The 24,878-nt window shown below is 64.3% G+C and carries 24 protein-coding genes and 1 pseudogene; 21 read left to right on the top strand and 4 right to left on the bottom strand.

What is annotated here, in order from left to right:
• Nucleotides 1–9 precede the first annotated feature (9 nt).
• The 3 genes from AC1DUB_RS15505 to AC1DUB_RS15495 all read left to right on the top strand — a co-directional run bounded on the left by AC1DUB_RS15505 (nucleotide 10) and on the right by AC1DUB_RS15495 (nucleotide 3,166).
• The gene (locus AC1DUB_RS15505; protein WP_477730253.1) at nucleotides 10–1,674 is read left to right on the top strand and encodes an ABC transporter ATP-binding protein; all 1,665 of its coding nucleotides are present in this window, start codon (nucleotides 10–12) and stop codon (nucleotides 1,672–1,674) included.
• 73 nt (nucleotides 1,675–1,747) lie between these two features.
• Nucleotides 1,748–2,422: a cysteine hydrolase family protein gene (locus AC1DUB_RS15500; RefSeq protein WP_477730252.1), complete on the top strand. Its 675-nt coding sequence runs from the start codon at nucleotides 1,748–1,750 to the stop codon at nucleotides 2,420–2,422.
• Nucleotides 2,423–2,434: 12 nt separating this feature from the next.
• Nucleotides 2,435–3,166: a GntR family transcriptional regulator gene (locus AC1DUB_RS15495; RefSeq protein ID WP_477730251.1), complete on the top strand. Its 732-nt coding sequence runs from the start codon at nucleotides 2,435–2,437 to the stop codon at nucleotides 3,164–3,166.
• A gap of 118 nt (nucleotides 3,167–3,284) precedes the next feature.
• Here the strand turns inward: AC1DUB_RS15495 and AC1DUB_RS15490 are convergent, their stop codons facing one another.
• A complete protein-coding gene (locus AC1DUB_RS15490) occupies nucleotides 3,285–4,013 on the bottom strand; it encodes an IclR family transcriptional regulator (RefSeq protein ID WP_477730250.1) in 729 nt (242 codons plus the stop codon).
• A gap of 142 nt (nucleotides 4,014–4,155) precedes the next feature.
• Here AC1DUB_RS15490 and AC1DUB_RS15485 point away from each other — a divergent pair, with 142 nt between their 5' ends.
• The 4 genes from AC1DUB_RS15485 to AC1DUB_RS15470 all read left to right on the top strand — a co-directional run bounded on the left by AC1DUB_RS15485 (nucleotide 4,156) and on the right by AC1DUB_RS15470 (nucleotide 7,960).
• Nucleotides 4,156–5,100: a hydroxymethylglutaryl-CoA lyase gene (locus AC1DUB_RS15485; RefSeq protein WP_477730249.1), complete on the top strand. Its 945-nt coding sequence runs from the start codon at nucleotides 4,156–4,158 to the stop codon at nucleotides 5,098–5,100.
• The gene (locus tag AC1DUB_RS15480) at nucleotides 5,093–6,319 is read left to right on the top strand and encodes a CaiB/BaiF CoA transferase family protein (protein WP_477730248.1); all 1,227 of its coding nucleotides are present in this window, start codon (nucleotides 5,093–5,095) and stop codon (nucleotides 6,317–6,319) included. The genes AC1DUB_RS15485 and AC1DUB_RS15480 overlap by 8 nt, the downstream gene beginning before the upstream one ends.
• Nucleotides 6,320–6,423: 104 nt before the next feature.
• Nucleotides 6,424–7,413, top strand: coding sequence for a Bug family tripartite tricarboxylate transporter substrate binding protein (locus AC1DUB_RS15475; RefSeq protein ID WP_477730247.1), 990 nt, complete (start codon nucleotides 6,424–6,426; stop codon nucleotides 7,411–7,413).
• Nucleotides 7,414–7,645: 232 nt separating this feature from the next.
• Nucleotides 7,646–7,960, top strand: coding sequence for a hypothetical protein (locus AC1DUB_RS15470; protein WP_477730246.1), 315 nt, complete (start codon nucleotides 7,646–7,648; stop codon nucleotides 7,958–7,960).
• Between the two features lie 186 nt (nucleotides 7,961–8,146).
• Here the strand turns inward: AC1DUB_RS15470 and AC1DUB_RS15465 are convergent, their stop codons facing one another.
• The 3 genes from AC1DUB_RS15465 to AC1DUB_RS15455 all read right to left on the bottom strand — a co-directional run bounded on the left by AC1DUB_RS15465 (nucleotide 8,147) and on the right by AC1DUB_RS15455 (nucleotide 11,771).
• The gene (locus tag AC1DUB_RS15465) at nucleotides 8,147–9,472 is read right to left on the bottom strand and encodes an Ig-like domain-containing protein (RefSeq protein ID WP_477730245.1); all 1,326 of its coding nucleotides are present in this window, start codon (nucleotides 9,470–9,472) and stop codon (nucleotides 8,147–8,149) included.
• Between the two features lie 344 nt (nucleotides 9,473–9,816).
• Complete coding sequence (locus AC1DUB_RS15460) at nucleotides 9,817–10,635, bottom strand: hypothetical protein (RefSeq protein WP_477730244.1); 819 nt, start codon at nucleotides 10,633–10,635, stop codon at nucleotides 9,817–9,819.
• 215 nt (nucleotides 10,636–10,850) lie between these two features.
• The gene (locus AC1DUB_RS15455) at nucleotides 10,851–11,771 is read right to left on the bottom strand and encodes a LysR family transcriptional regulator (RefSeq protein ID WP_477730243.1); all 921 of its coding nucleotides are present in this window, start codon (nucleotides 11,769–11,771) and stop codon (nucleotides 10,851–10,853) included.
• 112 nt (nucleotides 11,772–11,883) lie between these two features.
• Here AC1DUB_RS15455 and AC1DUB_RS15450 point away from each other — a divergent pair, with 112 nt between their 5' ends.
• The 14 genes and pseudogenes from AC1DUB_RS15450 to AC1DUB_RS15385 form a co-directional block, all read left to right on the top strand.
• Nucleotides 11,884–12,834, top strand: coding sequence for a ketopantoate reductase family protein (locus tag AC1DUB_RS15450; RefSeq protein WP_477730242.1), 951 nt, complete (start codon nucleotides 11,884–11,886; stop codon nucleotides 12,832–12,834).
• A gap of 22 nt (nucleotides 12,835–12,856) precedes the next feature.
• The gene (locus AC1DUB_RS15445; RefSeq protein WP_305640197.1) at nucleotides 12,857–13,255 is read left to right on the top strand and encodes a VOC family protein; all 399 of its coding nucleotides are present in this window, start codon (nucleotides 12,857–12,859) and stop codon (nucleotides 13,253–13,255) included.
• Nucleotides 13,256–13,307: 52 nt separating this feature from the next.
• Nucleotides 13,308–13,793, top strand: a complete 486-nt coding sequence (locus AC1DUB_RS15440) for a MaoC family dehydratase (RefSeq protein ID WP_477730241.1) — start codon at nucleotides 13,308–13,310, stop codon at nucleotides 13,791–13,793.
• A 76-nt stretch (nucleotides 13,794–13,869) separates the two neighbouring features.
• Entirely contained in the window at nucleotides 13,870–15,120 is a 1,251-nt protein-coding gene (locus tag AC1DUB_RS15435) for a CaiB/BaiF CoA transferase family protein (protein ID WP_477730240.1), read from the top strand.
• Complete coding sequence (gene aroE / locus AC1DUB_RS15430) at nucleotides 15,117–15,938, top strand: shikimate dehydrogenase (RefSeq protein WP_477730239.1); 822 nt, start codon at nucleotides 15,117–15,119, stop codon at nucleotides 15,936–15,938. Before AC1DUB_RS15435 ends, aroE begins: the two co-directional genes overlap by 4 nt.
• A gap of 78 nt (nucleotides 15,939–16,016) precedes the next feature.
• Entirely contained in the window at nucleotides 16,017–16,742 is a 726-nt protein-coding gene (locus AC1DUB_RS15425; RefSeq protein ID WP_477730238.1) for a TetR/AcrR family transcriptional regulator, read from the top strand.
• Nucleotides 16,743–16,884: 142 nt separating this feature from the next.
• On the top strand, nucleotides 16,885–17,421 hold the full coding sequence (locus AC1DUB_RS15420; protein ID WP_477730237.1) for a TRAP transporter small permease: 537 nt from the start codon (nucleotides 16,885–16,887) through the stop codon (nucleotides 17,419–17,421).
• Nucleotides 17,422–17,442: 21 nt separating this feature from the next.
• Nucleotides 17,443–18,720: a TRAP transporter large permease subunit gene (locus tag AC1DUB_RS15415; protein ID WP_477730236.1), complete on the top strand. Its 1,278-nt coding sequence runs from the start codon at nucleotides 17,443–17,445 to the stop codon at nucleotides 18,718–18,720.
• Between the two features lie 103 nt (nucleotides 18,721–18,823).
• A complete protein-coding gene (locus tag AC1DUB_RS15410) occupies nucleotides 18,824–19,831 on the top strand; it encodes a TRAP transporter substrate-binding protein (RefSeq protein WP_477730235.1) in 1,008 nt (335 codons plus the stop codon).
• A 96-nt stretch (nucleotides 19,832–19,927) separates the two neighbouring features.
• Nucleotides 19,928–20,977, top strand: a complete 1,050-nt coding sequence (locus tag AC1DUB_RS15405) for a Gfo/Idh/MocA family protein (RefSeq protein WP_477730234.1) — start codon at nucleotides 19,928–19,930, stop codon at nucleotides 20,975–20,977.
• A 53-nt stretch (nucleotides 20,978–21,030) separates the two neighbouring features.
• A complete protein-coding gene (gene aroQ / locus AC1DUB_RS15400) occupies nucleotides 21,031–21,480 on the top strand; it encodes a type II 3-dehydroquinate dehydratase (protein WP_477716259.1) in 450 nt (149 codons plus the stop codon).
• A gap of 36 nt (nucleotides 21,481–21,516) precedes the next feature.
• Entirely contained in the window at nucleotides 21,517–23,442 is a 1,926-nt protein-coding gene (locus tag AC1DUB_RS15395) for a bifunctional sugar phosphate isomerase/epimerase/4-hydroxyphenylpyruvate dioxygenase family protein (RefSeq protein WP_477730233.1), read from the top strand.
• Nucleotides 23,443–23,556: 114 nt separating this feature from the next.
• Complete coding sequence (locus AC1DUB_RS15390; RefSeq protein WP_477730232.1) at nucleotides 23,557–24,390, top strand: shikimate dehydrogenase family protein; 834 nt, start codon at nucleotides 23,557–23,559, stop codon at nucleotides 24,388–24,390.
• A gap of 13 nt (nucleotides 24,391–24,403) precedes the next feature.
• Nucleotides 24,404–24,661: pseudogene (locus tag AC1DUB_RS15385) on the top strand (transposase); the annotation flags it as partial.
• Between the last annotated feature and the right edge of the window lie 217 nt (nucleotides 24,662–24,878).

Here is a 24,878-nt window from a genome sequence, read left to right as displayed (position 1 = left end):
GGCGGCCCCATGACCTTGCATATCGACCCGATGCATGCACCCACCGGCGCCATGGCGCTGGAGACCTACGAGCTGACCAAGCGCTTCGGCGATTTCACCGCGCTGGACCATGTGACGATGAAGGTCGCGCCCGGCAGCGTGCACGCCCTGCTGGGCGAGAACGGCGCCGGCAAGAGCACGCTGGTCAAGTGCATCGCCGGCTTTCATCGGCCGGAAGAAGGCAGTGTGGTCACGGATGGCCGCGAGCACGACATCGCCAGCCCGGTGGTTGCGCGTGCGCTGGGCATCGGCATGGTGTACCAGCACTTCACGCTGGCGCCCGGCATGACCGTGGCCGAGAACCTGCTGCTGGCCGGCGGCAAGACGCCGGCGCTGATTGACTGGAAGGCCAGGCGCGCCGAACTCAGGGAGTTTCTCGCCTCGACGCCGTTCAGCCTGGACCTGGATGCGCGGCCCATGGAGCTGGCGGCCGGCGAGAAGCAGAAGCTGGAACTGCTCAAGCAGCTCTACCTGAAACCGCGCCTGCTGATCCTGGATGAACCCACGTCGGTGCTGACGCCGCAGGAGGCCGATGAAGTGCTCGGCCATGTCCGCGCCTTCGCGCGAAGCGGGCTGTGCACCGTGCTCATCATCACGCACAAGTTCCGCGAAGTGATGACCTATGCCGACGACGTCACGGTCCTGCGCCGCGGCCGGCTTGTCCACCATTGCGCGGTCTCGTCGACCGACCCGGCCTCGCTCGCGCAGGCCATGGTGGGCGACGCCAGCGCTGCGCAACCCGAGCACCTGGCCGGCGCAGAGGATGGTGCTGCGATCGGGCAATACAGGAGTCCGGCGCAGCTCTGCGGCACGGGCGACGCCGCGCCACCGTCCCTGCAGGTCGACCAACTGCAGGTGATGGGCGACCGCGGCACGCTGGCCGTGCGGGAGCTCAGCCTGTCCGTCAACCCCGGCGAAATACTGGGCATCGCGGGGGTGTCCGGCAACGGCCAGCGCGAGCTGGTCGAAGCCCTGGTCGGCCAGCGCGAGCGCGCCGGCGGCCGCGTGCAGGTCATGGGCCAGCCGTATGCGGCGACGCGCGACGAAAACCACCGGCTCAAGGTGCGCAGCCTGCCTGAAGAACCCCTGCGCAATGCCTGCGTCGGCGAACTCAGTGTTGCGGAAAACATGGCGCTGCGCGACTTCGACCGCGCGCCGTTGTGCCAGGGAGGGCGCCTGCGCTTTGGCCAGTGGCGCAGCCGTGCGCGCGCGTGGATCACCGGCTACGGCATCAAGACCCAGGGCGAGAACGCGCCGATTCGCAGCCTCTCGGGCGGCAATGTGCAGCGCGCCGTGCTGGCGCGCGAGCTGAACGGCGAGATCAATGTGCTGATCGCCGCCAACCCGGTGTTCGGCCTGGACTTCGCGGCGGTGAAGGAGATCCACGGCCGCATCCTGGGTGTGCGCGAGCAGGGCGGCGCTGTGCTGCTGATCAGCGAAGACCTGGACGAGCTGCTGGAGCTGGCCGACCGGATCGTCGTCATGAGCGAAGGGCGCATCGTTTTTGAAACCCCGGCAGCCAGCGCCGAGCGTCATGTGCTGGGGGCGCATATGGGGGGTGGCCACCATGCTCCAGAGGCTGAAACCCTCACCCCAACCCTCTCCCAAAGGCAGAGGGAGGAAGCTGGCGCATGACCACGTGTCCCCGGTTTTATTCCTTCTTCCTCTGGGAGAGGGCGAGTGTGAGCGTGAGCGTGAGGGCAATCGCATGATCGAAATCAACGCCAATCCGTTTCCCTACGCCTTCGACCCTGCCCACACGGCGCTCGTCATCATCGACATGCAACGCGATTTCATCGAGCCCGGCGGCTTTGGCGAGAGCCTGGGCAACGACGTGGCGCTGCTCGCCGCCATCGTGCCGGCCTGCCAGGCCGTGCTCCAGGCCTGGCGTGATGTCGGCGGCCTGGTGGTGCACACCCGTGAAGCCCACCGTCCCGATCTGTCGGACTGCCCGCCGGCCAAGCGTCAGCGCGGCAACCCCGCGCTGCGCATCGGCGATGAGGGACCGATGGGCCGGATACTGGTGAGCGGCGAGCTGGGCAACCAGATCATTGCCGAACTCGCACCGTGGCCCGGCGAGATCGTGCTGGACAAGCCGGGCAAGGGCGCGTTTTACGCCACGCCGCTGCACGAGTTGCTGCAACTGGCGAACATTACGCACCTGGTGTTCATGGGCGTGACCACCGAGGTGTGCGTGCAGACCTCCATGCGCGAAGCCAACGACCGCGGCTACGACTGCCTGCTGCTGGAAGACTGCACCGAGAGCTATTTTCCGCAGTTCAAGGCGGCGGCGGTGGACATGCTGCGCGCGCAGGGCGCCATCGTCGGCTGGACCGCCACCAGCGGCCAGTTGCTCGCGACCCTGCCGGTGCGGCAACACTGATAGAGTTCTGTCGTGTACACAGCAGCCCGTCCTCCCCACGTCCTTCCCGCCATTCCCGCCCACCGCTCGCGCGCGGACGAGGCCTATGAGCAGCTCAAGAGCGATATTGCCGAATTCAGGCTGGTGCCGGGTGACCGCTTCACCGAAAGCGATGTGAGCGAGCGCCTGGGCGTGTCGCGCACGCCGGTCCGCCAGGCGCTGTTCCGGTTGCAGCAGGAGGGTTTTGTGGAGGTGCTGTTCCGCAGCGGCTGGCGTGTGCTGCCGTTTGACTTTGAGAAATTTGAACAGCTCTACGACCTGCGCATGGTGCTGGAAACCACGGCGGTCCAACGCCTGTGCACCGGCAGCCAGCAGGTGGACCTCGCGTTGCTCGATGCACTGGCCGCGATCTGGCTGGTGCCGCCGACCGAGCGCAGCACCGACAGGGTGCAGGTGGCCGAGTGGGATGAAGCCTTTCACTGCGCGCTGGTGGCGGCGGCCGGCAATGCCGAAATGGCCCGCGTGCACCGTGAGGTGACCGACCGCATCCGCATCATCCGCCGGCTCGATTTCATCAAGCAGCCGCGCATTGATGCCACCTATGAAGAGCACGCCAAGATCTTGAAGGCGGTGAGCCTCAAGCGCAGCGACCAGGCCACGCTGCTGCTGCGCGCGCACATTGAAACCAGCCAGGCCGAGGTGCGCAAGATCACGCTGCACCAGATGCACCTGGCGCGCCAGGCCGGGTCGTCAACACCCCGCTGAAGAAACAATCGCTGCCAATCCGCTGCATGGCGGGGGCGTGCCGCAATTGCTATTGAAAGCTATTGAAAGCTATTGGGAAGCAGCAGCATCCGGTGTTTTTGCTTTTTGCCTGTGCGGCTCAAACCTGCCCGCTCAGCTTGCGGGCGGCCTCCAGCACCTTCTGAACGTGCCGTTCGTCATAGCGCTGTGCCGGCATGGTCAGCGTCAATGCGGCCGCCAGGCTGCCATCGGCCTTGAACACCGGCGCCGAAATGCCGGCCACGCCGGCCAGGCGGTCCCCCATGGCCGAGAAGTAACCCTGCTCCCGGATGCGGGCGTAGAGGTTTTTATCTTTTGCGGTGAGGCCGGTGGTGCGCCGGGGGCCAAAAGCCATCAGCACGCGGCCGCCGGTGCCCCGGTTCAGCGGCAGCACGTCGCCGGCCTTGATGTGGTCGCGGATCGGATGGGGTGAGTCCACGCGGTATAGGCACAGCCGCGCATCGCCCTGCACCACATGGTAGGCGGCGCTCTCACGGGTGGCCGCCACCAGCGCCCGCAGCACGGGCAGCACCACGCGGTCCAGCGAAAACGAGGCGGCGTAAACCGCGTTGAGCCGCGCCACTTCACTGCCCAGCCCGTAGCGGCCGTCCTCCAGTTTTTGAATCAGCCGCGCATGCTCCAGCGAGGCCAGCAAACGCAGCGCCGTGCTTTTGTAGAGCTGGGTGCGGCCGGCCAGTTCGGCCAGGCTCAGGGCAGTATCGCCCAGCTGAAAAGCGCACAGCAGGGTCAGCGCGCGATCTACCGCCGCGGTGCCACCGGGTGCGGCGTGGCTGTCGGCCAGGGATTCGGTGTGGGCTTTGCGGGGCATGGGAAAACCTCCAGTTCGTCGTGGCTTGACACGGGGGTGGGAAATGCGTCATTATTTCATAAGAAAGAACTGTGTTCTATCTTGCAGAACTATCATACATCACCTGTTGATGACGTGAACCCCCTATTTTTGAGAGATGTCCATGATGCAAACACCTTTCCGGCCCGATGTCCTGATCAGCGAGGTCGGCCCGCGCGACGGCCTGCAGTCCGTCAAGGCCATCATGCCCACCGCCGACAAGCTGCGCTGGATCACGGCACTCCACGACGCCGGCCTTCGCGAAATCGAAGTGGCCTCCTTTGTGCCGGCCACGTCGCTGCCCCAGATGGCCGACGCGGCCGAGGTGGTGAAGCACGCGCTCACCTTGCCCGGCCTCACCGTGATGGCGCTGGTGCCCAATGCGCGCGGTGCGCAGGCGGCACTGGCCGCCGGCGTGCACAAGCTGACCATCCCGGTGTCGGCCAGCGCCGCGCATTCGCTGGCCAATGTGCGCAAGACGCGTGAGGAGATGTTCGAAGAAGTCCGCCGCATTGTCGGGCTGCGCGATGAAATGGCCCCGAGCGTGAAGGTGGAGGCCGGTATCTCAACCGCCTTCGGCTGCACCCTGCAGGGCCTGGTGCCCGAAGACGACGTGATCCGGCTGGCAGCGCAATGCATTGCCGCCGGGGCGGACGAGTCGGGCCTGTCCGACACCACCGGCTACGCCAATCCGGCGCAGGTACGTCGCCTGTTCCGGCGCCTGCGTGCCGAGATCGGCGACCGGGCGGGCGCGGCGCACATGCACAACACGCGCGGCCTGGGCCTGGCCAATTGCCTGGCGGCTCATGAAGAGGGGGTGCGTACTTTCGACGCCTCGCTCGGCGGCCTCGGCGGTTGCCCCTATGCGCCGGGTGCATCGGGCAATGTGGTGACCGAAGACCTGGTCTTCATGTTCGAGGCCATGGGCATTTCGACCGGCGTGAACCTTGAACGATTGATGGTCGCACGCGCGCCGCTGCAGGCGGGCTTGCCGGGCGAGCCTCTCTACGGCATGACGCCCGAGGCCGGTTTACCCAAGGGTTTTGCGCAGGGAGCTGTCCATGTCTGAAGCCGGCACAACATCCAACGGCCAGGCTGCCAGCCTGCCCTACACCGGCCTGCGGGTCGTCGAGTTCACCCACATGGTCATGGGCCCCACCTGCGGCATGGTGTTGGCCGACCTGGGAGCCGAAGTCATCAAGGTCGAGCCCATGGCCGGTGACAACACGCGCAAACTGATCGGTTCGGGCGCCGGATTTTTCCCCCTGTTCAACCGCAACAAGAAAAGCATTGCGCTCGACTTGCAGACCCCCGAAGGCAAGGAAGCGGCACTCAAGCTGGTGGCCACGGCGGATGTGGTGAGTGAAAACTTCAAGCCCGGCACCATGAAGAAGCTGGGCCTGGACTACGCCAGCCTGTCACAGCTGAATGAGCGCCTGGTGTATGTGAGCCACAAGGGATTTTTACCCGGGCCCTACGACCACCGCACCGCGCTCGATGAGGTGGTGCAGATGATGGGCGGCCTGGCTTACATGACGGGCCGCTCGGGCGACCCGCTGCGCGCCGGCAGCAGCGTCAACGACATCATGGGTGGCATGTTCGGCGCGATCGGCGCCATGGCGGCTCTCGCCGCGCGCGACCATCCGACAAGAGGAACCGGCAAGGGCCAGGAGGTGCAATCGGCCCTGTTTGAAAACAATGTGTTTCTGGTGGCTCAGCACATGATGCAGTTCGCCGTGACCGGCCAACCCGCAGACCCCATGCCCAGCCGCATCTCGGCCTGGGGCATCTACGACGTGTTCACCGTGAAAGAAGGCGAGCAGATCTTTCTGGCGGTGGTCAGCGACACCCAGTGGGCGATTTTCTGTGATGCGTTCGGGCTGGAGGTGCTCAAGTCCGACCCGCGCCTGAAAACCAACAACGACCGCGTGCGGGCCCGCGAGTGGCTGATGCCCATCCTGCGATCGCACCTGGCCGGTCGCAGTGCCGCCGAACTCAGCGCGGTGTTTGAAAAGAACGCCTTGCCGTTTGCGCCGATCACGCGCCCGCAGGATTTGTTTGACGACCCGCACCTCCTGGGCACAGGGGGGCTGGCGCCCATGACCCTGCCCGATGGCCGTGCCACCACTGTACCGCTGCTGCCGCTCACGCTGGGGGGCGAGCGACTGAAGCTGCGCCGCAACGCGCCGCGCCTGGGCGAGCACACCCGCGAGCTCCTGCTGTCGCTGGGGTATGACGAGGCCCAGGTGGTTGCGCTGCTGGATAGCGGCGTGGCGGGCTCTGAATAAGAGCGATTCGCCAGGCATCCGCCGTATTGATCAGCGACGCTTTCTTTCTTTTCTTCCGCACCCTTTGCTTGCCGGCACCACCTCAAAAACTGGAGACCATTTTCATGAAAAAACCGATCCGATTCCTTATCCACGTGGCGCTGCTGGCTGGTATGGCCGCCTCTTCCCTCGTCGTGCACGCGCAGGGTGCGTGGCCCAGCAAGCCGATCCGCATCGTCGTGCCTTTCCCGGCGGGCGGGCCCACCGACATCACGGCGCGGGTGGTCGGGCAGGCCATCAGCGACTCGCTGAAAACGCCGGTCATCGTGGAAAACAAGGCGGGCGGCCACGGTTTCATCGGCGTGGGGGAGGCGGCCAAAGCGCCGGCGGACGGCTATACCCTGATGATGGCCAGCATCGGCACCATGGCCATCAACCCGAGGCTGCACGAGAAGATTCCGTATGACGCCAACAAGGATTTTGCGCCGGTCTCCCTCGTGGTCACCGTGCCGATCGTGGTGGTGGTGAATCAGCAGGCGCTGCCGGTCAAATCATTGCCGGAGTTCGTCAGCTACCTCAAGGCCCATCCCGGCAAGGTGAACTTTGCGTCGGCCGGCAACGGCGGTTCCTCGCACCTGGTGCCCGAGTATTTCAAATACCGCACCGGCACCTTCATGACGCACATTCCCTACAAGGGGTCCGGCCCGGCCATCGGCGACGTGGTGGCGGGCCAGGTGCAGCTGATGTTTGACACCCTGCTGACCAGCACGCCTTTTGTGAAAAGCGGCAAGCTCAAGATGCTGGGCGTCACCACGGCGCAGCGCCTGCCGCAGTACCCCGACGTGCCGACGTTGGCGGAAGCCCTCAACATGAAAGACTTCGAGGCGTCGTCCTGGTACGCGCTGTACGCCCCCACCGGCACGCCGGCCGACGTTGTCAAGCGCCTGTCGGCCGAGGTGGACGCGGCCCTCAAGCAGCCTGCCGTGGCCAAGCGCCTGACAGACCTGGGTGCCGTTCCGGTGGGTGGTCCGCCCGAAAAACTTGCCGCCTTTCAGCGCGTCGAGCAGGAGAAATGGGGCAAGGTGATTCAGGCGGCAAAAATCAAGCCGGATTAAGGCCTGGTCGAGTCTCAGGATTCATCCGTCAATCCGGCGCACGTCTGCCCGGGGTGACCCGCAACGCCCGCATGGGCGCGGGTCAGGCCTGGGTGTGTGAATCACATGGGTTGCCTGGCAAAAAAAGGCGCCATCATCATCACGGGTGTGATGATGATGGCGCCGTCTTGGTGTGGGTCGCTGTACGGAGGACCCCATGCTATGGGGAACTCATTTCGCTGGAGCCGGAACGATGACCACGGTATCACCGGTTTTGCCGCGCTGGCCTTGGGCCCCGGCATCACCCGTTGCGCCAGTGTCTCCAGTTGCACCGGTATACCCGGTCGAGCCGGTCGAGCCGGTCGAGCCGGTCGAGCCCGTGGAGCCAGTTGCGCCGGTGTACCCGGTTGATCCGGTCGAGCCAGTCGCGCCTGTCGCGCCTGTCGGGCCAGCGGGTCCGGGAACGGTGACTACTGCCGGAGGAGCCGCAGGAGTCACGACAGTAGTCGGCCTCTCGCATGCGGTCAAAGCCAGTGCCGTCAGTGCGGCTGAAAAAATGATGGAGTAGTTCATGAAAATTCCTTTGGGTTGTTTGCGGCGGACTGCTCGCCTGTTCAGGCGAGCGGCCGTCCCGCGTTGCATTTTGAAAATGCGCTATCCGCATGCGGTTCCGTTCGATGGCGCACGTCACCCCGCTTCCATGTTTGCCCGGAACGGCCCGCGCAAGGCCTGCTTCCGCTGCAATTCCTTGATCTCAACGTTGCTGGAACAGCACCAGCTGGATCTCGTTGGTGAGGTTGCCTTTGGTCGCCGTGATGGTGGATTCATAGCGTGCGCCCGGCACCGGCACTTGCGGCCTGAAGCTGAAGGCAAAGTTGCCACCGGCATCCGATCGCAGGGTCTGGGTCAATATCGGCTGGTTGACGCCGAAGAAGCCGGCCAACGAGGCGATCACGTGGACCTGCACATCCACTTTCGTGTCCGGGGCGGTACGTCCCCGTACCTCGATGGTGCCGCCGCTGACCTGTGCATTGTTGGCGTGGCTGGTGATCTGCAAGGGCAGTGTGGCGGCCGGCGGCGGGGTTTGCGGGCCGGCGACATTGAACACCCAGGTCTGGCGCACGGCGTTGCCAGCCATGTCGGCAGCGGTGATTTCCACCGATTGGGCACCGGGCCGCAAATCGCCGCGCCAGGTCAGGAACTGGGGCGTGATGCTGGCATTGCGCGTCACGTCCTGGCCGCCGATCATGATCTTCACGCTCTTCGGATCCACGCCGACACCGCCCCTGTCATCAAAAGTCGCGGACACCGACACCGGGTTGCCCACGACGGTCTCATTGTTTTGCGGTGCAAGGTTTCGCACGGTGGGCGGGCGGGCGTCCACCAACAGCGCCTGGTTCAGCCGCGAGCGAATGGTTTGGCCGTTGCCCTCCAGGGTGGCGACGATGTTGAGCGAGGGCGGGAAGTTGTCGTTGCGGCGGATGGTGTAGGCGCCTTCATAGCGGCCAGGGCGCACTTCCTGCATGGGCACGCCCTGCACCACGCCGTCGATGCTCAGCGTGGCGCGCGCACCGGGTGTACCGGCGGCGGCAAAGCGCAGTTCGGCACCGGGCTCGATGCGGGCCACCGGTGTGACCGTGAAGCGTTCAATCACCAGGGGTGGGGCGGCAGGAGGTGGTGGCTGGCTGGCCACCGGTGGCAGGCCACCGGCCAAGGCCTGGGTCACGACCTTGGAGGCATTGCGCACACGCAGGGTGGCGGTCGCGGTTGGCTGCGGGCCGAGCCGGTCGCGCCGGCTCAACGTGTAGGAGCCTTCATAAACACCGCGCTCGACTTCGCGCAGCACGATGTTTTTGTTGATGCCGCTCAGCCGGACGCTGGCCTGCCCGCGCGGCGAGCCTTCCAGCGTGAAACTGAGGTCGCTGCCGGGTGCAAGCTGGTCGGTCACGTCGACCTGGAAGCTGCTGATCTCCGGTGCAAAGCGCGCCTTGGGCTGCGCACCTGCAGGCTGCGGCGCCGTGGCGATGAAGCCGACGGCCAGCAACGACATGAGGAGTGAAAGAAATCGGTGAACTCGCATGGCTGACCTTTTGCGATGAAGTTACTCATTTGTAACTGGCGGCCGGCCGTTCCGACGTAGGCGCACGACCGGACAGGGCGTGAGCGTAATACCCGGCTATTTGCCCGATTTCCGCCCACTTCCGCCCATCGTCTCTGACGCGGTTTGCTGTCAAACAAACAGCTGTCAACGCCCGCAGTTCATGGGTCTGGCCGGTTGCCATGAACAATGTTGCGCCTCGCCGCGGATCCTTGAAATCCCCGGGTCCCGGCTGATGCCATGGAGAAGCCGGCGTCAAGTAGGGGGCAGGGCCGGAACAGGCCGCTTCCTGATGGCGCCTGCGTGGGGGGTGTCGTCTGCGCTGCTTATGCGCTTCGATTGACCAGAGTGCGTGCGTACAGGGGGTGGCGCATGCTGCGCACCTCGTGCTCGAGGGTTGCCAGCACCTCGCCCGTGTCCAGGTCGGTGATGTCCTGAAAGCGGTACTGGCTCTGGTTGCTTTCCTCGGTGATCAGGTCACGTTCGAGCAGACGCCGGTGCACGCCTGAAAAGTCGGCGATGGCGATCTGGACGTGGTGGCCGTCGAAGGGCGGCAGCGTGCGTCCGGTTTCACGGAATACCAGGCTTTCGCCGAGGCCTATGGGAATACGCGCGAAGGCGCCGGTGGCGTCGTGGCCGCTGTGGGCTGGCGCCGCAAGGATCTCTTGGTAGAAGCGGGCGATGCGCGAGGCGGTACCGGGGGCGCTGTCAATTTCCACATAGGGCATGCCCAGCGTCATGCGGCCAAAACGCGCGGGATCTGGTGCGTGCACACGGATTAGGTTGCCCCAAGGGCAGGTGACATCCACGCATTCGCCGGTGCGGGCAAAGGCAAACTTCGTGCCTTTCAGCCGGGGCGCCACCTGCGTCAGCCGTGCGACCAAAGCGTCCAGATCGGGCAGGACGAGGCCGGTCATGCCGCGCAGCACCTGCGCCGGCCCGACCGGCAAGTGGAACTGGCAGGTGCCGACATTGATCCAGGCGTTGTCCACACCGGTCATCAGGTAGGGGTCGCGGGTGAGGCCCAGGCCCATGATGTAGAAGATGATCGCCTGTTGCTGGTCTGGCACGCGGACATTGACGTGACCGAACTCGACGATGTTGCCGACGTCTTCGGTGGTGCGGTTGAAAACGGATGGGTTCATGTTTGATGCCAGTAATGGATTTCAATGTAGGCGATGAGGGTCATGGCGTCCATGTCATGGCGGAAATGGGCACCATGTCGTATTTACCATGTCGTATTTCAATGTGTGCCATGTTCCCGATGGCATGGGTGAGTGGGCCATCATTGCCTGTATTTCACCCGGCTTTTTGTCACCGCATTTTTTGAAATAGCCGCTTACGCCCGCATTGTCTGGGGTCAGGCATTTTTCATGAACAATTCGGCGCAGACGCCGCGCAGCCAGCGGCAGGCTGCGTCGTGGTGGTACCTGGCATGCCAGTATTGCTTGACGGTGAAGCCCGGAATCTCGAACGGACAGGGCAGCACGCGCAGTCCGGCGGCGTGGGCCAGGGTTTCGCCGATGTGGCGGGGCAGGGTGGCGATCAGGTCGCTGGTCGAGAGAATGGCCGACAGGCCCAGAAAACCGGGCAGCTCCAGCCGTATCTGGCGCGTGATGTGCTGTGACGCCACGGCGTTGTCGAGCAGCTGGTAGCCCGTGCCGGAACTGATGCCGATGTGCGCTTCGGCCTGATACACCGCGAGGTTCCAGTTCGCCCGGGTTTCGTCGATGACACGCGGATGCTGTGCATTGGCCAGGCAAACCCAGTCCTGCGCGTACAGGGTCTGCTGGTAAAAGCCGGCGTCCAGCCAGGGCAGAAACCCCACGGCCAGGTCGGCCTCGCCCGCCTGCAGGGCGTGCGCCAGGTTGGCATCAATACGACTCGCCTCCAGCGCCACACCGGGTGCGAGTGCCCGCACATGCGCCAGCAGCCGCGGCAGCAGGGTGATGTGGCTGGCGTCCGTCATGCAGATGGAGAAGCGCCGCTGCACCGTGGCCGGGTCAAATGCGGCGCCTGACTCGGACAGCCGTTGCAAGCCGGCCAGCACCTCGCGCACCGTGCCCATCAGTGCATCGGTGCGCGGCGTGGGCAGCATGCCTTCGGCCGTGCGCACAAAGAGCGGGTCGTTCAGCTGCTTGCGCAAGCGGGCCAGCCAGATGCTGACCGTGGGCTGGCTTTGCCCCAGCGCGTCGGCCGCACGCGTCACGCTATGGGTGGCATAAAGCTGGTCCAGCAGGCGCAGCAGTTTGATGTCGAGCAGATCAAGGTCCTTGTCCATACCTCTATTGTCTATCTCTATTGTGTTTTGCAATGACATGTATTGCATCCATTGCATGGACGGCATGAAGGGGGCTGCCCAGAATTCACGCCTGGATCAAGAAGGAGTCGCAGTGAAGATTTGTGTTCTGGGCGCCGGCGCGCTGGGTTGCGCCATCGGTGGTGTGTTGACCGAGGCCGGCCATGAGGTGTGGCTGATCAACCGCAATGCGGAGCAGGTCGACGCCATGAACAGCCGCGGGCTGATCCTGCGCGACGGCGGTGCCGACCGCGCCGTGCCGGTATACGCCGCCACCACCGCCCAGGGCGTGAACATCGACACGGGCGCCGTGGACCTGGTGATCGTGCTGGTCAAGTCCTTCCATACGCGCCAGGCCATGGAAGCGGCGACCTCATTGCTGGGGCCGGACACGGCCGTGCTGTCGCTGCAAAACGGTCTTGGGCATGAAGACATCTTGGCGGACATCGTCGGCCGCGAACGCGTACTGGCGGGCAAAACCTATGCCGGGGGCACGCAGATTGGCGTCGGCCATGTGGTCGTCGGCACCCGCGGCAAAGACACCCACATTGGCGAACTGGACGGCCGCATCACCGAGCGGGTACAGCGCATTGCCGACACCTTCAACCGTGCCGGGCTGGACACCACCGTCAGCGACAACATCATGGGCACGATCTGGGACAAGCTGCTGATCAACGTGGCGACCGGTGCGCTCACGGGCATCACGCGCCTGACGTATGGCCAGCTGTACCAGCAGCCCGAGCTCGAAGCCTGTGGCGTGGCGGCCGTGGCCGAGGCCATGGCGGTGGCAGAGGCCAGCGGCATCCGCCTCAGCATTACCGACCCGCGCCAGGCCTGGCTCAAGGCCGGTGCCGGCCTGCCTGATGAATTCAAGACCTCGATGCTGCAGAGCCTGGAAAAGGGCTCGGTCACCGAGGTCGATTTTGTCAACGGCTCGGTCGTGCGCTGGGGCGCCAAATGCGGCGTGTCCACGCCGGTCAACCAGACGCTGGTGGCCTGCATCAAGGGCATTGAGCTGGGCTTGCCCGGTTCATCGTCGCACTAACCAACAAGGGAAATAACGAGTCATGGCTTATTCGAACCAGGCATATGTCGAGCATGTCGCGGTGCGCGTCAGGGACATCCAGTGGTACATCAACTTCTTTTATGAGGTACTGGGCATGGACGTGCGCGAGATCGACGGCCCCGTCGACGCACCGCACCAGTACTGGACGATAGGCGGCATGCAGCTGATGAGCACGCCCGACTTTGAGGCGCCGCCTTCCAACGACGCGGGCTGGCTGGCCCATCTCGGCATCATGGTGGCCGACCTGGAAGGCGCGTTGCAGGCGGCGCAGAAGTGGGGCGTCAAGGCCCTGCCGCAAGGCCGCAACTGGCTGCAGCTGCCCGATGGCCTGGCGATCGAGCTGATCCAGGCCAGCGGCAACAGCGTGGCCGAGGCCCTTGCGGTGAACCCGAGGGCATGAAGTCCGCGCGGCTGATCCGATTTGACAGACAAACAGACTGAAAGAAACTCCCATGCCAAAACCCGACATCCAGTTCAGCACCCCGGAAAAATACTGGGACGACGCCAAGGTCGGTGACGAATGCACCAGCCCGACCTACACCGTCACCGCCGAGCGCATCGACGCCTATGCCGAACTCACCGGCGACTTCACGCCCGTGCATGTGGACGAGGAATACGCCAACGCTTCGCACTTTGGCTGCCGCGTGGCCCACGGTCTGATGGGTCTGTCGGTCGCCGACGGCCTGAAAACGCAGTGCGAGTACCGCTTTCTGCCCGGCATGTCGCTGGGTTGGACCTGGGACTTTGTGCTGCCGATCAAGATCAACGACGTGCTGCAGGTGCGGTTTCGGGTCGAGAGCATGCGCCCCTCCAAAAGCAAGCCCGGCTGGGGCATCGTGGTGCTGCCGGCCGAGCTGATCAACCAGCACGGCCAGGTGGTGCAAAAGGGCGAACACCGGCTGATGGTGCCGCGCCGGCCCGGCGCAGCGGCTTCCTGAGCCCCCTTCAGTCGCCATCAACACCATCAACAAATAGCTTATTACGCCCGCTCCATTGGGGCCGAGAGGACTTTTCATGACTAAACCATCACCCACCAAACCCGCGCAGGCGCTGCCGCTGGCAGGCCTACGGGTCATCGACTACAGCCACTTTCTGGCCGGCCCGCACATGTCGCGCTGCCTGAGCGCGATGGGTGCCGAGGTCATCAAGGTGGAGCGGCCCGTGGCGGGGGATGCCGGGCGTGCCAGCCCGACCATCGTCCAGGGCCAGAGCGGCTACTTCATGCAGCAAAACATGGGCAAGCAGGGCCTGTGCATCAACCTGCGTGACCCGCGTGGCCTGGAGATGATGCACAAGCTCACCGACAGCGCCGACGTGTTCGTCGAGAACTACCGCCCCGGCGCCCTGAACAAACTGGGCCTGGGCTATGAAGAGCTTTCCCGGCGCAACCCCAAACTCGTCTATTGTTCGGTCTCGGCGTACGGCCACACCGGGCCGGACTCGGCGCGGCCGGGGTTCGGCCTGATCGCCGAAGCCAAGAGCGGTGCCATGTCGCTGATTGGCGTGCCGGGCGAGCCGCCGCCGCTGTTTCGCATGCCCATCGCCGACATGTATGCCGGCATGCACGGCGTGTCGGCGATTTGCGCCGCGTTGTTTGGCCGCGTGAGCAGTGGCCGCGGGCAGCACATCGACATTGCCCTGTATGACTGCATGATCTCCATGCACGACTTTGCCGCCCAGAGCTATTTGATGAGCGGCGGCAAGGAGCTGCCGGTGCAGACCGGCCATGACCTGCCGCAGAGCACGGTGTATGGCGCGTTTTCCGCCAACGACGGTTATCTGGTGATTGCTGCGCAGATGACGGACACCTGGAAGAGCCTGGCCCGACTGATAGGCGGCGAGGACTACGCGGCGGACACCCGCCTGCACGACCAGGCCGGGCGCAATGCCCACCGTGAGGCCATCCTGGCCAGGGTGACAGCCTGGACGAAGGCCCATTCGGTTCAGGCGTGTTGCGCGGCGCTGGACGCTGCCGGTGTTCCGGCCGCGCCCGTACAAACCATTGACCAGGTGCTCAGCGACCCGCAAACCCTTGCGCGGGGCATGGTGGTGGAGCAAGATCACCCGGTGCTGGGCAAGATCAAGCTGCCCAATCTGCCCTTTCGCTTCTCTGAATGCGACACCTCGCCCAGCGGGCCCGCGCCACTGCTGGGCCAACACAACCGCGAGATCGCGGCGAGCGTGGGATTCAGTCCTGTCGAGATAGACGCCATGGAGCGCGACGGCGTCCTGTATTCGGAGTCACCTGTGGGAGTCCAGTCATGACCGACCGTTATGCTGTTATTGGCAACCCCATCCAGCAAAGCAAATCGCCGCTGATCCATGGCATGTTTGCCCAGGCCACCGGGCAGGACATCGAGTACACGGCCATCGAGGGCCCGCTCGGCCAGTTTGCCGGCGCCGTCGATGCGTTTCGAGCCAGCGGCGGGCGAGGCATGAACATCACAGCGCCGTTCAAGCTCGACGCTTTCAGCTACGCCACCGAGCGCTCCGAGCGGGCGCAGCTCGCCGGTGCCGTCAATGCCATGAAATTTGACGGCGAGCGCGTGCTGGCCGAGAACTTCGACGGTGTCGGCCTGGTGCGCGACGTGATCCATAACCTGGGTTGCCCGCTCAAGGGCAAACGCGTGTTGCTGCTGGGTGCCGGTGGCGCCGCACGGGGCGCGCTGCTGCCCTTCCTGGAACAGGCACCGGCAGAGCTGGTGATCGCCAACCGCAGTGTGGACAAGGCTCTCGAGCTGGCAAAAATTGGCGCGGCCAAGGGTAGCGTGCGTGGCTGTGCCTACACCGACCTGGTCGGGCAGACCTTTGATGTGGTGTTCAACGCCACTTCGGCCAGCCTGCGTGCCGAGCTGCCGCCGGTGCCGGCCGGCGTATTTGTCAATTGCGCCCTGGCGTATGAGCTGGCGTATGGCAAGGGCCTGACGCCCTTCCTGCGCCTGGCGCAAAACGCTGGCGTCAAACAGCTGGCCGATGGTGTGGGCATGCTGGCCGAGCAGGCCGCCGAAGCTTTTGTCTGGTGGCGTGGCGTGCGTCCCGATACCCTTGCGGTGATCGGGAAGCTGACGGTTCCGCTGGTGTAAATAACCGGCTGTCGTGCGCTGTGCAACCCTTCCGTATGAACACTTCCATGTGCTGCGCCGGGCCTCTATACTGCAGGAATGAACGAGTTAGTACATTCTGTCCCCAAGGCAAAAACAGCAGTCAAGCCGGCAACCAAACCGGCAACGAGGCCGACGGGCAGGACGGCGGGCAGGACCTTGCCGGTCCCCCGCACCAACGACCCGGCCCGCACCATGGCGGGCATTCTCGAGGTCGCCACCGCGGAATTCGCGAACAAGGGCCTGAGCGGTGCGCGCATCGACGAAATCGCGGCAGCCACGCGCACCAGCAAGCGCATGATTTACTACTACTTCGGCAGCAAGGAAGGCCTGTACGTCGCGGTATTGGAAGAGTCCTACCGCCGCATGCGCAGCATCGAAGCCGGCTTGCACCTCGAAGACCTGCCGCCCGAACAGGCCCTGCGCCGGCTGGTGGAGTTCACGTTCGACCATCACCAGGGCAACCCGGACTACATCCGGCTGGTGATGACCGAGAACATGGAGCGCGGCGCCTACCTGGCGCAAAGCAAGAGCATCCAGGAGCTCAACGTCCCGGCGATCGAGGCTATTCGCAATCTTTACGAACGCGGCGTGGCGCAGGGCGTATTCCGGGCCGGGCTCGACCCCATCGACATCCATGCATCGATTTCGGCGCTGACTTTCTTCAACGTGTCCAACCGGCATACCTTCGACCTGATTTTCAAGCGCGACGGGGGCACCCCCCAGTCGATCGCTGCGCGCCGCAACAGCATCGTCGAGATGGTGGTGCGTTTCGTTCGCAAATAGGCAACAGAGAGCTCGGGAGAGGCTCCGAAGAGCTGGGCAATCGTCTGGTGCGGGGCTGGACTGCGCTAGGGTAAGTACTGATTCCAATAAAACTAACTAGTTCGTACATTACTGTACCGAACACATACAGGAGACTGGTTTCATGCTACAAAAACTCATTGACGGCTATTGCCGCTTGCTGTCGGTGCTCATGGCTGGCGCGCTGGCACTGATGGTGGTGCTGGTGTTTGCCAACGTGGTGATGCGCTACGCCTTCAACTCCGGCATCACCGTCTCGGAAGAGCTGTCGCGCTGGCTGTTCGTCTGGGTCACCTTCCTGGGCGCCATCGTCGCGATGCACGAAGGTGCGCACCTGGGCACCGACATGCTGGTGTCCCGTCTGTCGGTAGGCGGCAAACGGATCTGCCTCGTGCTCGGGCATGCACTCATGCTGTTCATTTGCTGGCTGCTGTTCAAAGGCTCGCTGGACCAGGTCAAGGTCAACTGGGAATCCACCAGCGCCGCCATGGAAGTGTCCATGGGAATTTTCTACGCCAGTGGCATGGTTTGCGCCGTGTCTGGCGCGGTGATCCTGCTCAACCACCTGTGGCGCCTGTTGAAGGGTGAACTCACCGACGACGAGCTGATCGGCATCCGGGAGTCCGAAGAAGAGCCCATCGACGTGCCAAAGCCGCTGTAAACCACCAGGGGAATCTCCATCATGACTATTGCTGTTTTCCTTGGTTCCCTCCTGGCCGCCATGGCGCTGGGCATCCCGATCGCCTTTTCGCTGCTGCTGTGCGGCGCCGCCCTGATGTGGCACATGAACATGTTCGACGCGCAGATCCTGGCGCAGAACATCATGGAGGGCGCCAACAGCTTCCCGCTGCTGGCCGTGCCCTTCTTCATGCTGGCCGGCGAGGTGATGAACACCGGCGGCCTGTCCAGGCGCATCGTCGACTTCGCGCTGGCGCTGGTCGGCCACATCCGGGGTGGCCTGGGCTACGTGACCATCGTCGCCGCCTGCATCCTGTCGGCGCTGTCGGGCTCGGCTGTGGCCGACGCGGCCGCCCTGACCGCGCTGTTGCTGCCGATGATGGTGAAAGCCGGGCATGACAAGGCGCGCAGTGGCGGCTTGATCGCGGCCTGCGGCGTGATCGGCCCCATCATCCCGCCCTCCATAGGCTTTGTGATTTTTGGCGTCGCCGCCAACGTGTCGATTACCAAGCTGTTCCTGGCCGGCATCTTCCCCGGTATCTGGCTGGCCGCAGGTCTGTGGGCCACCTGGTGGTGGACGACGCGCCGCGAAAAGCTCGAGCCGCCGCCGCGCAAGTCTGCCGGCGAGGTATGGCATGCCTTTCGCAAGGCGGGCTGGGCGCTGACCTTGCCCTTGCTGATCCTGTTCGGCCTGCGCTTCGGCCTGTTCACGCCGACCGAGGCGGCGGTGGTCGCAGCGGTCTTCGCCCTGTTCGTGGCCGGCGTGATTTACCGGGAACTCACCTGGAGCCAGCTCTATGGAACATTCGTGGCCGCGGCCAAGACCACGGCGGTGGTGATGTTCCTGGTGGCTGCGGCCATGGTCTCGGCTTGGCTGATCACGGTGGCGCAGCTGCCCGCCCAGGTCGTTGACCTGCTCAGCCCCTTGCTGGGCAGCCCCACGCTGCTGATGATCGCCATCATGGTGCTGGTCATGATCGTCGGCACCGCCATGGACATGACACCCACCATCCTGATCCTGACGCCAGTGCTGATGCCCCTGGTAAAGGCGGCTGGCATCGACCCGGTGTACTTCGGCGTGCTGTTCATCATCAACAACTCCATCGGCCTGGTGACGCCGCCGGTCGGCACGGTGCTCAACGTCGTGGCGGGCGTGGGCCGGATGAAGATGGACGACGTCACGCGCGGCGTGATGCCCTTCATGGCCGTGCAGTTCGTCGTGATGTTCCTGATGGTGCTGTTCCCCCAAATTGTGATGTGGCCGGCCCGCCTGCTGTACTGAACCTGCCAACTCTGCTGAACCTGTTTTTCGAGGCGGGGCGTGTGTGGTACGCCATGTCCTGCATCCCATCAATTTGCGTACTGTGTCATTTCAGGAGACAACCATGAAACGTTTGATGATCAAGACTCTGTTGGCCGCTGCCGCGCTGGCCGCCTTCGGCATGGCCGGCGCACAGGACATCAAGGAGCACGCGTTCAAGTTCGCGCTCAACGGACCGGAAGGCCACCCAGCCGTCGCCGGCATGAAGAAATTCGCCGAAGTCGTCGCGGCCAAGTCTGGCGGCAAGATCAAGGTCAACCTGTTTTACAGCGGCACGCTGGGCAGCGACCAGGCCGTGGTGTCGTCCATGAAGGGCGGCACGATCGAAATGTCGGTCATGAACAGCGGCATCCTGGCCAGCGAAGCCAAGGAACTGGCGATTTTTGACTTCCCCTTCCTGTTCGCCAACGAGAAGGAATCGGACGCCATCGTCGATGGCCCGGTCGGCAAGAAGATGCATGCCCTGCTGGAGCAAAAAGGTCTTGTGGGTCTCGCCTACTGGGAACTTGGCTACCGCCAGATCACCAATAGCAAGCGCCCGCTGAACAAGGTCGAAGACATTGACGGCCTGAAGCTGCGCGTGATTCCGAACCCGATCAACGTCGCATGGGTCAAGGCCCTGGGCGCCAACCCGACACCCATGCCTTTCCCAGAGGTCTATGGCGGCCTGGAGCAAAAAGCCATTGACGGCCAGGAAAACCCGGTCAGCGTGATTGCCGCCAACAAATTCTGGGAAGTGCAAAAGTACATCGCCCTGACCAACCACCAGTACAACCCGCAATCGGTGATCTTCAGCAAAAAGGTCTGGGACACCCTGACACCGGCCGAGAAGAAGATCATCGGCGATGCCGCCAGCGAGGCTGCAGTTGTCCAGCGTGCCGAAGCCCGCGCCGCCGTGGCGAGCAACCTTGAGCTGCTCAAGAAGAACGGCATGACCGTGACGCAGTTCCCGCCCACCGAGGTGGCCAAGCTGCGCGACAAGATGAAACCGGTGATTACCCAGTTCAGCGCCAGCGTCGGCGAAGCCACCGTCAATGAAGTGACGGCCGAGCTGGTCAAGATGCGTAAGTAACTGCACCCCAGGCACGCACTGGCGGTTTTTTGCCGCCAGGGCGAACCCACTCCCGTTTTGATCGATTGATTCCGATGACCGACAGATGACCGACAGATGACCAAAACCCGCATTGCCGTCGCCGGTGCCGGCTACATCGGCCAGGCCCACATGGGTGTGGCGCAAAACAGCCCCACCTGCGCACTCTCCGCCATCGTCGATCCCTCGCCCGCAGCCGTGGAGCTGGCTGCCGGGGCCGGCGTGCCCCTGTATACGTCCATTGAGGAGTTGCTGGCCAGGGACCGGCCCGACGGATTGGTCCTGGCGACACCCAACCAGCTGCACGTACCGCAAGCGCTGCAGTGCATCGCTGCCGGCCTGCCCATTCTGCTGGAAAAGCCGATTGCCACCACCGTGGCGGAGGGCGAACAGCTACTCAAGGTGGTGGATGAAACCGGAGCCAAGGTGCTGATTGGCCACCACCGCGCGCACAGCCCCATCATGGCCAAGGCCAAAGAGGTGGTGGACTCCGGCAAACTGGGCAAGCTGGTGGCGGTGATGGGCAGTGCCACCTTTTTCAAACCCGACCAGTACTATGCCGACGCAACGTGGCGCCGCGAGATCGGCGGCGGCCCCATCCTGCTGAACATGATCCACGAGGTGCACAACCTGCGCATGCTGTGCGGCGACATCGTCGCCGTGCAGGCCTTTGCTTCCAGCGCCACCCGCAGCTTCACGGTGGAAGACACCGTGGCGATCAACCTGCGCTTTGCCAGCGGGGCGCTGGGCACCTTCATGCTGTCCGATACCGCCGCCTGCCCGCGCAGCTGGGAGCAGACCAGCCAGGAAAACAAGGCTTACCCGACCTACGACGACGAGGACTGCTACGTCATTTCCGGCACCAACGGCAGCCTGTCGGTGCCCACGATGCGCCTGAAAACCTACCCGAGGCCGGAAGACCGGTCCTGGTGGAAAGAATTCGAAGTCGGCGTGGTGGGCATGGTGCGAGACGACCCGCTGAAGCACCAGATCGAACACTTCGGTGCCGTGATCCGGCGCGAGGCCGAGCCGCTGGTCAGCGCGCGTGATGGCCTCTTGAACCTGCGCATCACCGAAGCCATTGCCGAAGCGGCCAGGACGGGCCAGATCGTCCATCTGACAAACTAGCAGCCTGACAGTTTCCTAATTTCCTAAATTTTCCAACCACACAAGGATCTCCCATGAAAGTTCTCATGCTTCACGGCATCAATCACAACATGTTCGGCAAACGCGACCCCAAGCAGTACGGCACCATCACGCTCGACGAGATCAATGCCAGCCTGACCACCCTGGGCAAGGAGCTGGGTACGGAAGTGGAGTGCTTTCAGACCAACAGCGAAGGCGAGATGTGCGAGCGCATCCACCAGGGCTACCGGGACGGCGTCGATGCCGTGCTGATCAACGCCGGCGCCTGGACCCACTACAGCTACGGCATCCGCGATGCGCTGGCCATCCTGACCTGCCCGGTGGTCGAGTTGCACATGTCCAACATCCACGCCCGCGAGGCTTTCCGTCACGTGTCGGTGTTTGCCGAGATCGTGAAGGGGCAGATTTGCGGTTTTGGCGTCGACAGCTACCTGCTGGGCCTGCGTGCCGCCGTCTCGGCCGCCCAGTCCGCCCCGAAGGCCTGACCTCCTGACCTTCTGACCTATTCCGCCGAGTTGCCCATGCGCCGTTCCATCGCCACGGTTTCTCTCTCTGGCATGCTGCGCGAGAAGCTGCAGGCTGCGGCTGCGGCGCACTTTGACGGCGTGGAAATCTTCGAGAACGACTTGCTGCAGTTCCCGGGGTCGCCGCGCGAGGTGCGCCTCATGGCCGAAGACGTCGGGCTGAGCATCGACATGTTCCAGCCCTTCCGCGACTTTGACGGCACCACGCCCGCGCAACTGGCGCGCAACCTGGAACGCGCCGAACGCAAGTTCGACGTGATGCAGGAGCTTGGGACCCAGCTGATCCTGGTGTGTTCCAACGTGCAGCCCGACGCACTGAGTGATGTCGACCGGCTTGCCGAGCAGTTCCAGCAGCTGGCCGAACATGCCGGGCGGCGCGGCATGCGCATTGCCTACGAGGCGCTGGCCTGGGGCAGCAAGGTCAGGCTCTGGTCGCAGGCCTGGGCCGTGGTCCAGCGGGTCAACCACCCGCACATGGGCCTGGCGCTTGACAGCTTTCACACGCTGTCGCTGCGCGATGACCCGAGCGGCATTGCGCAACTGCCGGGCGAGAAAATCTTTTTCGTCCAGCTGGCCGATGCCCCCTGGGTCAACACCGACGTGTTGACGCACAGCCGGCATTACCGCTGCTTTCCCGGCCAGGGCGAATTCGAGATGGCGAAGTTCACCGCCGCCGTGCTTGATGCCGGTTACTCCGGCCCACTGTCGCTGGAAATCTTCAACGACGAATTCCGCGCCGCACCGGCCCGGGCGAACGCTGTCGATGCCATGCGTTCGCTGCTGTGGCTGGAGGAGCAGGTACAGCGGGGCCGCGCCGCGGACGCCAAGCCCTACAAGGTGCCCTTGTTCGCGCCGCCGCCTCCGCCAGTACTCACCGGATGGTCGTTCGTCGAGTTCGCCGTCGACCCGGCCGCGGGCGCGCGTCTGGCCGCATGGCTTGAGGCGAGCGGCTTTCAGCGCATCGGCCATCACCGTTCCAAGACCGTTGATTTGTACGGCCAGGGAGAGGTTCGCATCCTTGTCAACCTGGAAGAGGATTCCTTCGCCCGCAGCCATTTCGAGTTGCACGGCACCTCGGCCTGCGCCGTGGCGCTGGCCACGCCGGATGTTGCCGGTGCGCTGGCGCGTGCCGAGGCGCTGCAGTGCCCGCGCGTGCTCGGCCGCGTGGGGCAGCACGAGATGACCATCCCGGCGGTGCGCGCGCCGGACGGCAGCCTCGTTTATTTCTGCGAGACGGCTCAGGGTGGCCGCTACCCGTTCGAGGCCGATTTTGTGATGGATGAAGCCGCGCTGCACGGCGGGGCGCTTGGTGACTCAGCGTGCATCGACCACCTGGTGCAGGCCGTGCCGGCCGGTCAGGTCGAGCCCTGGGTGCTGTTTCACCGCGCCGTGCTGGGCCTGGTGCCGGAGCGCAACGTGGTGCTGCACGACCCCTACGGCGTGATCAGGAGCCGCGAGATTGAATCGGCCGACCGGGCGGTGCGCGTGTCCCTCACTGTCTCCGAGCGCGACAACACCTCGGTGTCTCGCGCCGTGTCCAGCTTTCGGGGCGCTGGCGTGCAGCAGATTGCGCTGGCCGTGGCCGATCTGATTGCCACGGCGCGCGCGCTCAAGGCATCGGGTGCGCCGCTGCTGCCCGTACCGGCCAATTACTACGACGACCTGGCCGCCAAATACGGCATTGACGACATCGACGCCGCAGAGTTGGCCGCGATGCGCGAGCTGGGCATCCTGTACGACCGCGAAGCCGGCGGCGGCGAGTTCCTGCACCTGTACCTCACGCCGTTCGACGACCGTTTCCATTTCGAGCTGGTCGAGCGGCGCAGCGGTTACGCCGGCTACGGTGCGCCCAACGCCCCGGCGCGCCTGGCAGCGATGGCGCTGTGGCGCCAGACACAGGGCGAGTCCCAGGATCGGCCCTGACCACCGCAACACGAACCATCGAACGGTTGTCGCCAACCCAACCCTGACTCCAATTCGACCCCGACCCGACAACGACAACGACGCCAACGGCGTACACCTCATCAGGACATGAACATGATCAACGGCAACACAGAACTCATTGCCCACATCGGCTACCCCACGCATTCGTTCAAGGCGCCGATGATCTACAACCCCTACTTTGACCACATCGGCGTCAACGCCCGGGTGATGCCCATGGGCTGCCAGAGCGCAGACTACCCGGCCTTCCTGCGCGCCGTGTTCACGCTCACCAACATTCGCGGTGCCCTGATCACCATGCCGCACAAGGTCACCACGGTGGGCCTGCTCGACCGCGCCACGCCCACCGTGTCGGTGGCGGGCTCCTGCAACGCCGTGCGGCGCGCCGCCGATGGCAAGCTCGAAGGCGACATGTTCGACGGCGAAGGCTTTGTGCGCGGCGTGCAGCGCAAGGGCTTGACGCTGGACGGCGCCCGCGTGCTGGTGGTCGGCAGCGGCGGCGTGGGGTCGGCCATTGCCGCATCGCTGGCGGCGGCCGGCATTGGTGCCATCAGCCTGCATGACGTGAACACGGCGTCCTGCGAAGGCCTGGGCGCGCGGCTGAGAAAGCACTACCCCAAGCTGCAGGTCAGCACCATGTCCAATGACCCGGCCGGGCACGACCTGGTGGTCAATGCCACACCCATGGGCATGAACGAGGGCGACCCGATGCCCATGGATATTGCGCGCATCGCGCCGACAGCCTTTGTCGGCGAAGTCGTGATGAAAACAGAGATGACCGCATTCCTGAATGCCGCGGAGGCACGCGGCTGCCGCATCCAGGTGGGCTCGGACATGCTGTTCGAGCAGATCCCGGCTTACCTTGAGTTTTTTGGCTTCCCGACCACCACGCCCGAGGTGCTGCGCTCGGTGGCCCGCCTGAGCTACTGATGCTCCGACCCAGCCGGCGACCGCCTCGGCGATCGTGGCAACGGTGGGCGACTTCAGACAGTTCAGTAACGGCGCGCAGTTCGGCGCCTGGATCGGCCTGACGCCACGGCAAAACTCCAGTGATGCCAAAAGCAGTCTGGGCAAGATCACCAAGCGGGGCGACAGCTACTTGCTCACACTGCTGATCCAGGGAGCCAAATCGACTGTGATGACAGCACACAAACGTGACGACCCGATCTCCAGGTGGGTGCATCAGTTACGCGAAAAATCAGTGGTTGGTTTCCTTGCAAGGCGTGAATCCGAAGATGCATTGAACAGTCAGATCGGCGGCGGGCAAGCTCGGCTAACCCTTTGTTGCATTCGATTGGTAGTGACCACGGGATAGGAATGGAGCCCCGCCGAGCGGCTCGTATCTGGGTCCACGCTGAAAAATCAGTGCAACAAGGCCGACAGTAGATGTCTGTTCCTCGTTTCACCGCCGCTTCACT

The organism is Polaromonas sp. P4_F9, assembly GCF_056401235.1.
The sequence above is the reverse complement of the archived record's forward strand: the minus strand, read 5'-3'. Positions and strand labels throughout refer to the sequence as shown.

What these genes read in the sequence shown, in the direction of transcription:
- AC1DUB_RS15470 (WP_477730246.1), top strand. Translation starts at nt 7,646, where the DNA reads ATGACCACGGTATCACCGGTTTTGCCGCGCTGGCCTTGGGCCCCGGCA.
- AC1DUB_RS15505 (WP_477730253.1), top strand. Translation starts at nt 10, where the DNA reads ATGACCTTGCATATCGACCCGATGCATGCACCCACCGGCGCCATGGCG.
- AC1DUB_RS15420 (WP_477730237.1), top strand. Translation starts at nt 16,885, where the DNA reads ATGCTACAAAAACTCATTGACGGCTATTGCCGCTTGCTGTCGGTGCTC.
- AC1DUB_RS15445 (WP_305640197.1), top strand. Translation starts at nt 12,857, where the DNA reads ATGGCTTATTCGAACCAGGCATATGTCGAGCATGTCGCGGTGCGCGTC.
- AC1DUB_RS15490 (WP_477730250.1), bottom strand. Translation starts at nt 4,013, where the DNA reads ATGCCCCGCAAAGCCCACACCGAATCCCTGGCCGACAGCCACGCCGCA.
- AC1DUB_RS15415 (WP_477730236.1), top strand. Translation starts at nt 17,443, where the DNA reads ATGACTATTGCTGTTTTCCTTGGTTCCCTCCTGGCCGCCATGGCGCTG.
- AC1DUB_RS15485 (WP_477730249.1), top strand. Translation starts at nt 4,156, where the DNA reads ATGATGCAAACACCTTTCCGGCCCGATGTCCTGATCAGCGAGGTCGGC.
- AC1DUB_RS15410 (WP_477730235.1), top strand. Translation starts at nt 18,824, where the DNA reads ATGAAACGTTTGATGATCAAGACTCTGTTGGCCGCTGCCGCGCTGGCC.
- AC1DUB_RS15465 (WP_477730245.1), bottom strand. Translation starts at nt 9,472, where the DNA reads ATGCGAGTTCACCGATTTCTTTCACTCCTCATGTCGTTGCTGGCCGTC.
- AC1DUB_RS15455 (WP_477730243.1), bottom strand. Translation starts at nt 11,771, where the DNA reads ATGGACAAGGACCTTGATCTGCTCGACATCAAACTGCTGCGCCTGCTG.
- AC1DUB_RS15440 (WP_477730241.1), top strand. Translation starts at nt 13,308, where the DNA reads ATGCCAAAACCCGACATCCAGTTCAGCACCCCGGAAAAATACTGGGAC.
- AC1DUB_RS15475 (WP_477730247.1), top strand. Translation starts at nt 6,424, where the DNA reads ATGAAAAAACCGATCCGATTCCTTATCCACGTGGCGCTGCTGGCTGGT.
- AC1DUB_RS15480 (WP_477730248.1), top strand. Translation starts at nt 5,093, where the DNA reads ATGTCTGAAGCCGGCACAACATCCAACGGCCAGGCTGCCAGCCTGCCC.
- aroQ (WP_477716259.1), top strand. Translation starts at nt 21,031, where the DNA reads ATGAAAGTTCTCATGCTTCACGGCATCAATCACAACATGTTCGGCAAA.
- aroE (WP_477730239.1), top strand. Translation starts at nt 15,117, where the DNA reads ATGACCGACCGTTATGCTGTTATTGGCAACCCCATCCAGCAAAGCAAA.
- AC1DUB_RS15425 (WP_477730238.1), top strand. Translation starts at nt 16,017, where the DNA reads ATGAACGAGTTAGTACATTCTGTCCCCAAGGCAAAAACAGCAGTCAAG.
- AC1DUB_RS15460 (WP_477730244.1), bottom strand. Translation starts at nt 10,635, where the DNA reads ATGAACCCATCCGTTTTCAACCGCACCACCGAAGACGTCGGCAACATC.
- AC1DUB_RS15395 (WP_477730233.1), top strand. Translation starts at nt 21,517, where the DNA reads ATGCGCCGTTCCATCGCCACGGTTTCTCTCTCTGGCATGCTGCGCGAG.
- AC1DUB_RS15435 (WP_477730240.1), top strand. Translation starts at nt 13,870, where the DNA reads ATGACTAAACCATCACCCACCAAACCCGCGCAGGCGCTGCCGCTGGCA.
- AC1DUB_RS15405 (WP_477730234.1), top strand. Translation starts at nt 19,928, where the DNA reads ATGACCAAAACCCGCATTGCCGTCGCCGGTGCCGGCTACATCGGCCAG.
- AC1DUB_RS15500 (WP_477730252.1), top strand. Translation starts at nt 1,748, where the DNA reads ATGATCGAAATCAACGCCAATCCGTTTCCCTACGCCTTCGACCCTGCC.
- AC1DUB_RS15390 (WP_477730232.1), top strand. Translation starts at nt 23,557, where the DNA reads ATGATCAACGGCAACACAGAACTCATTGCCCACATCGGCTACCCCACG.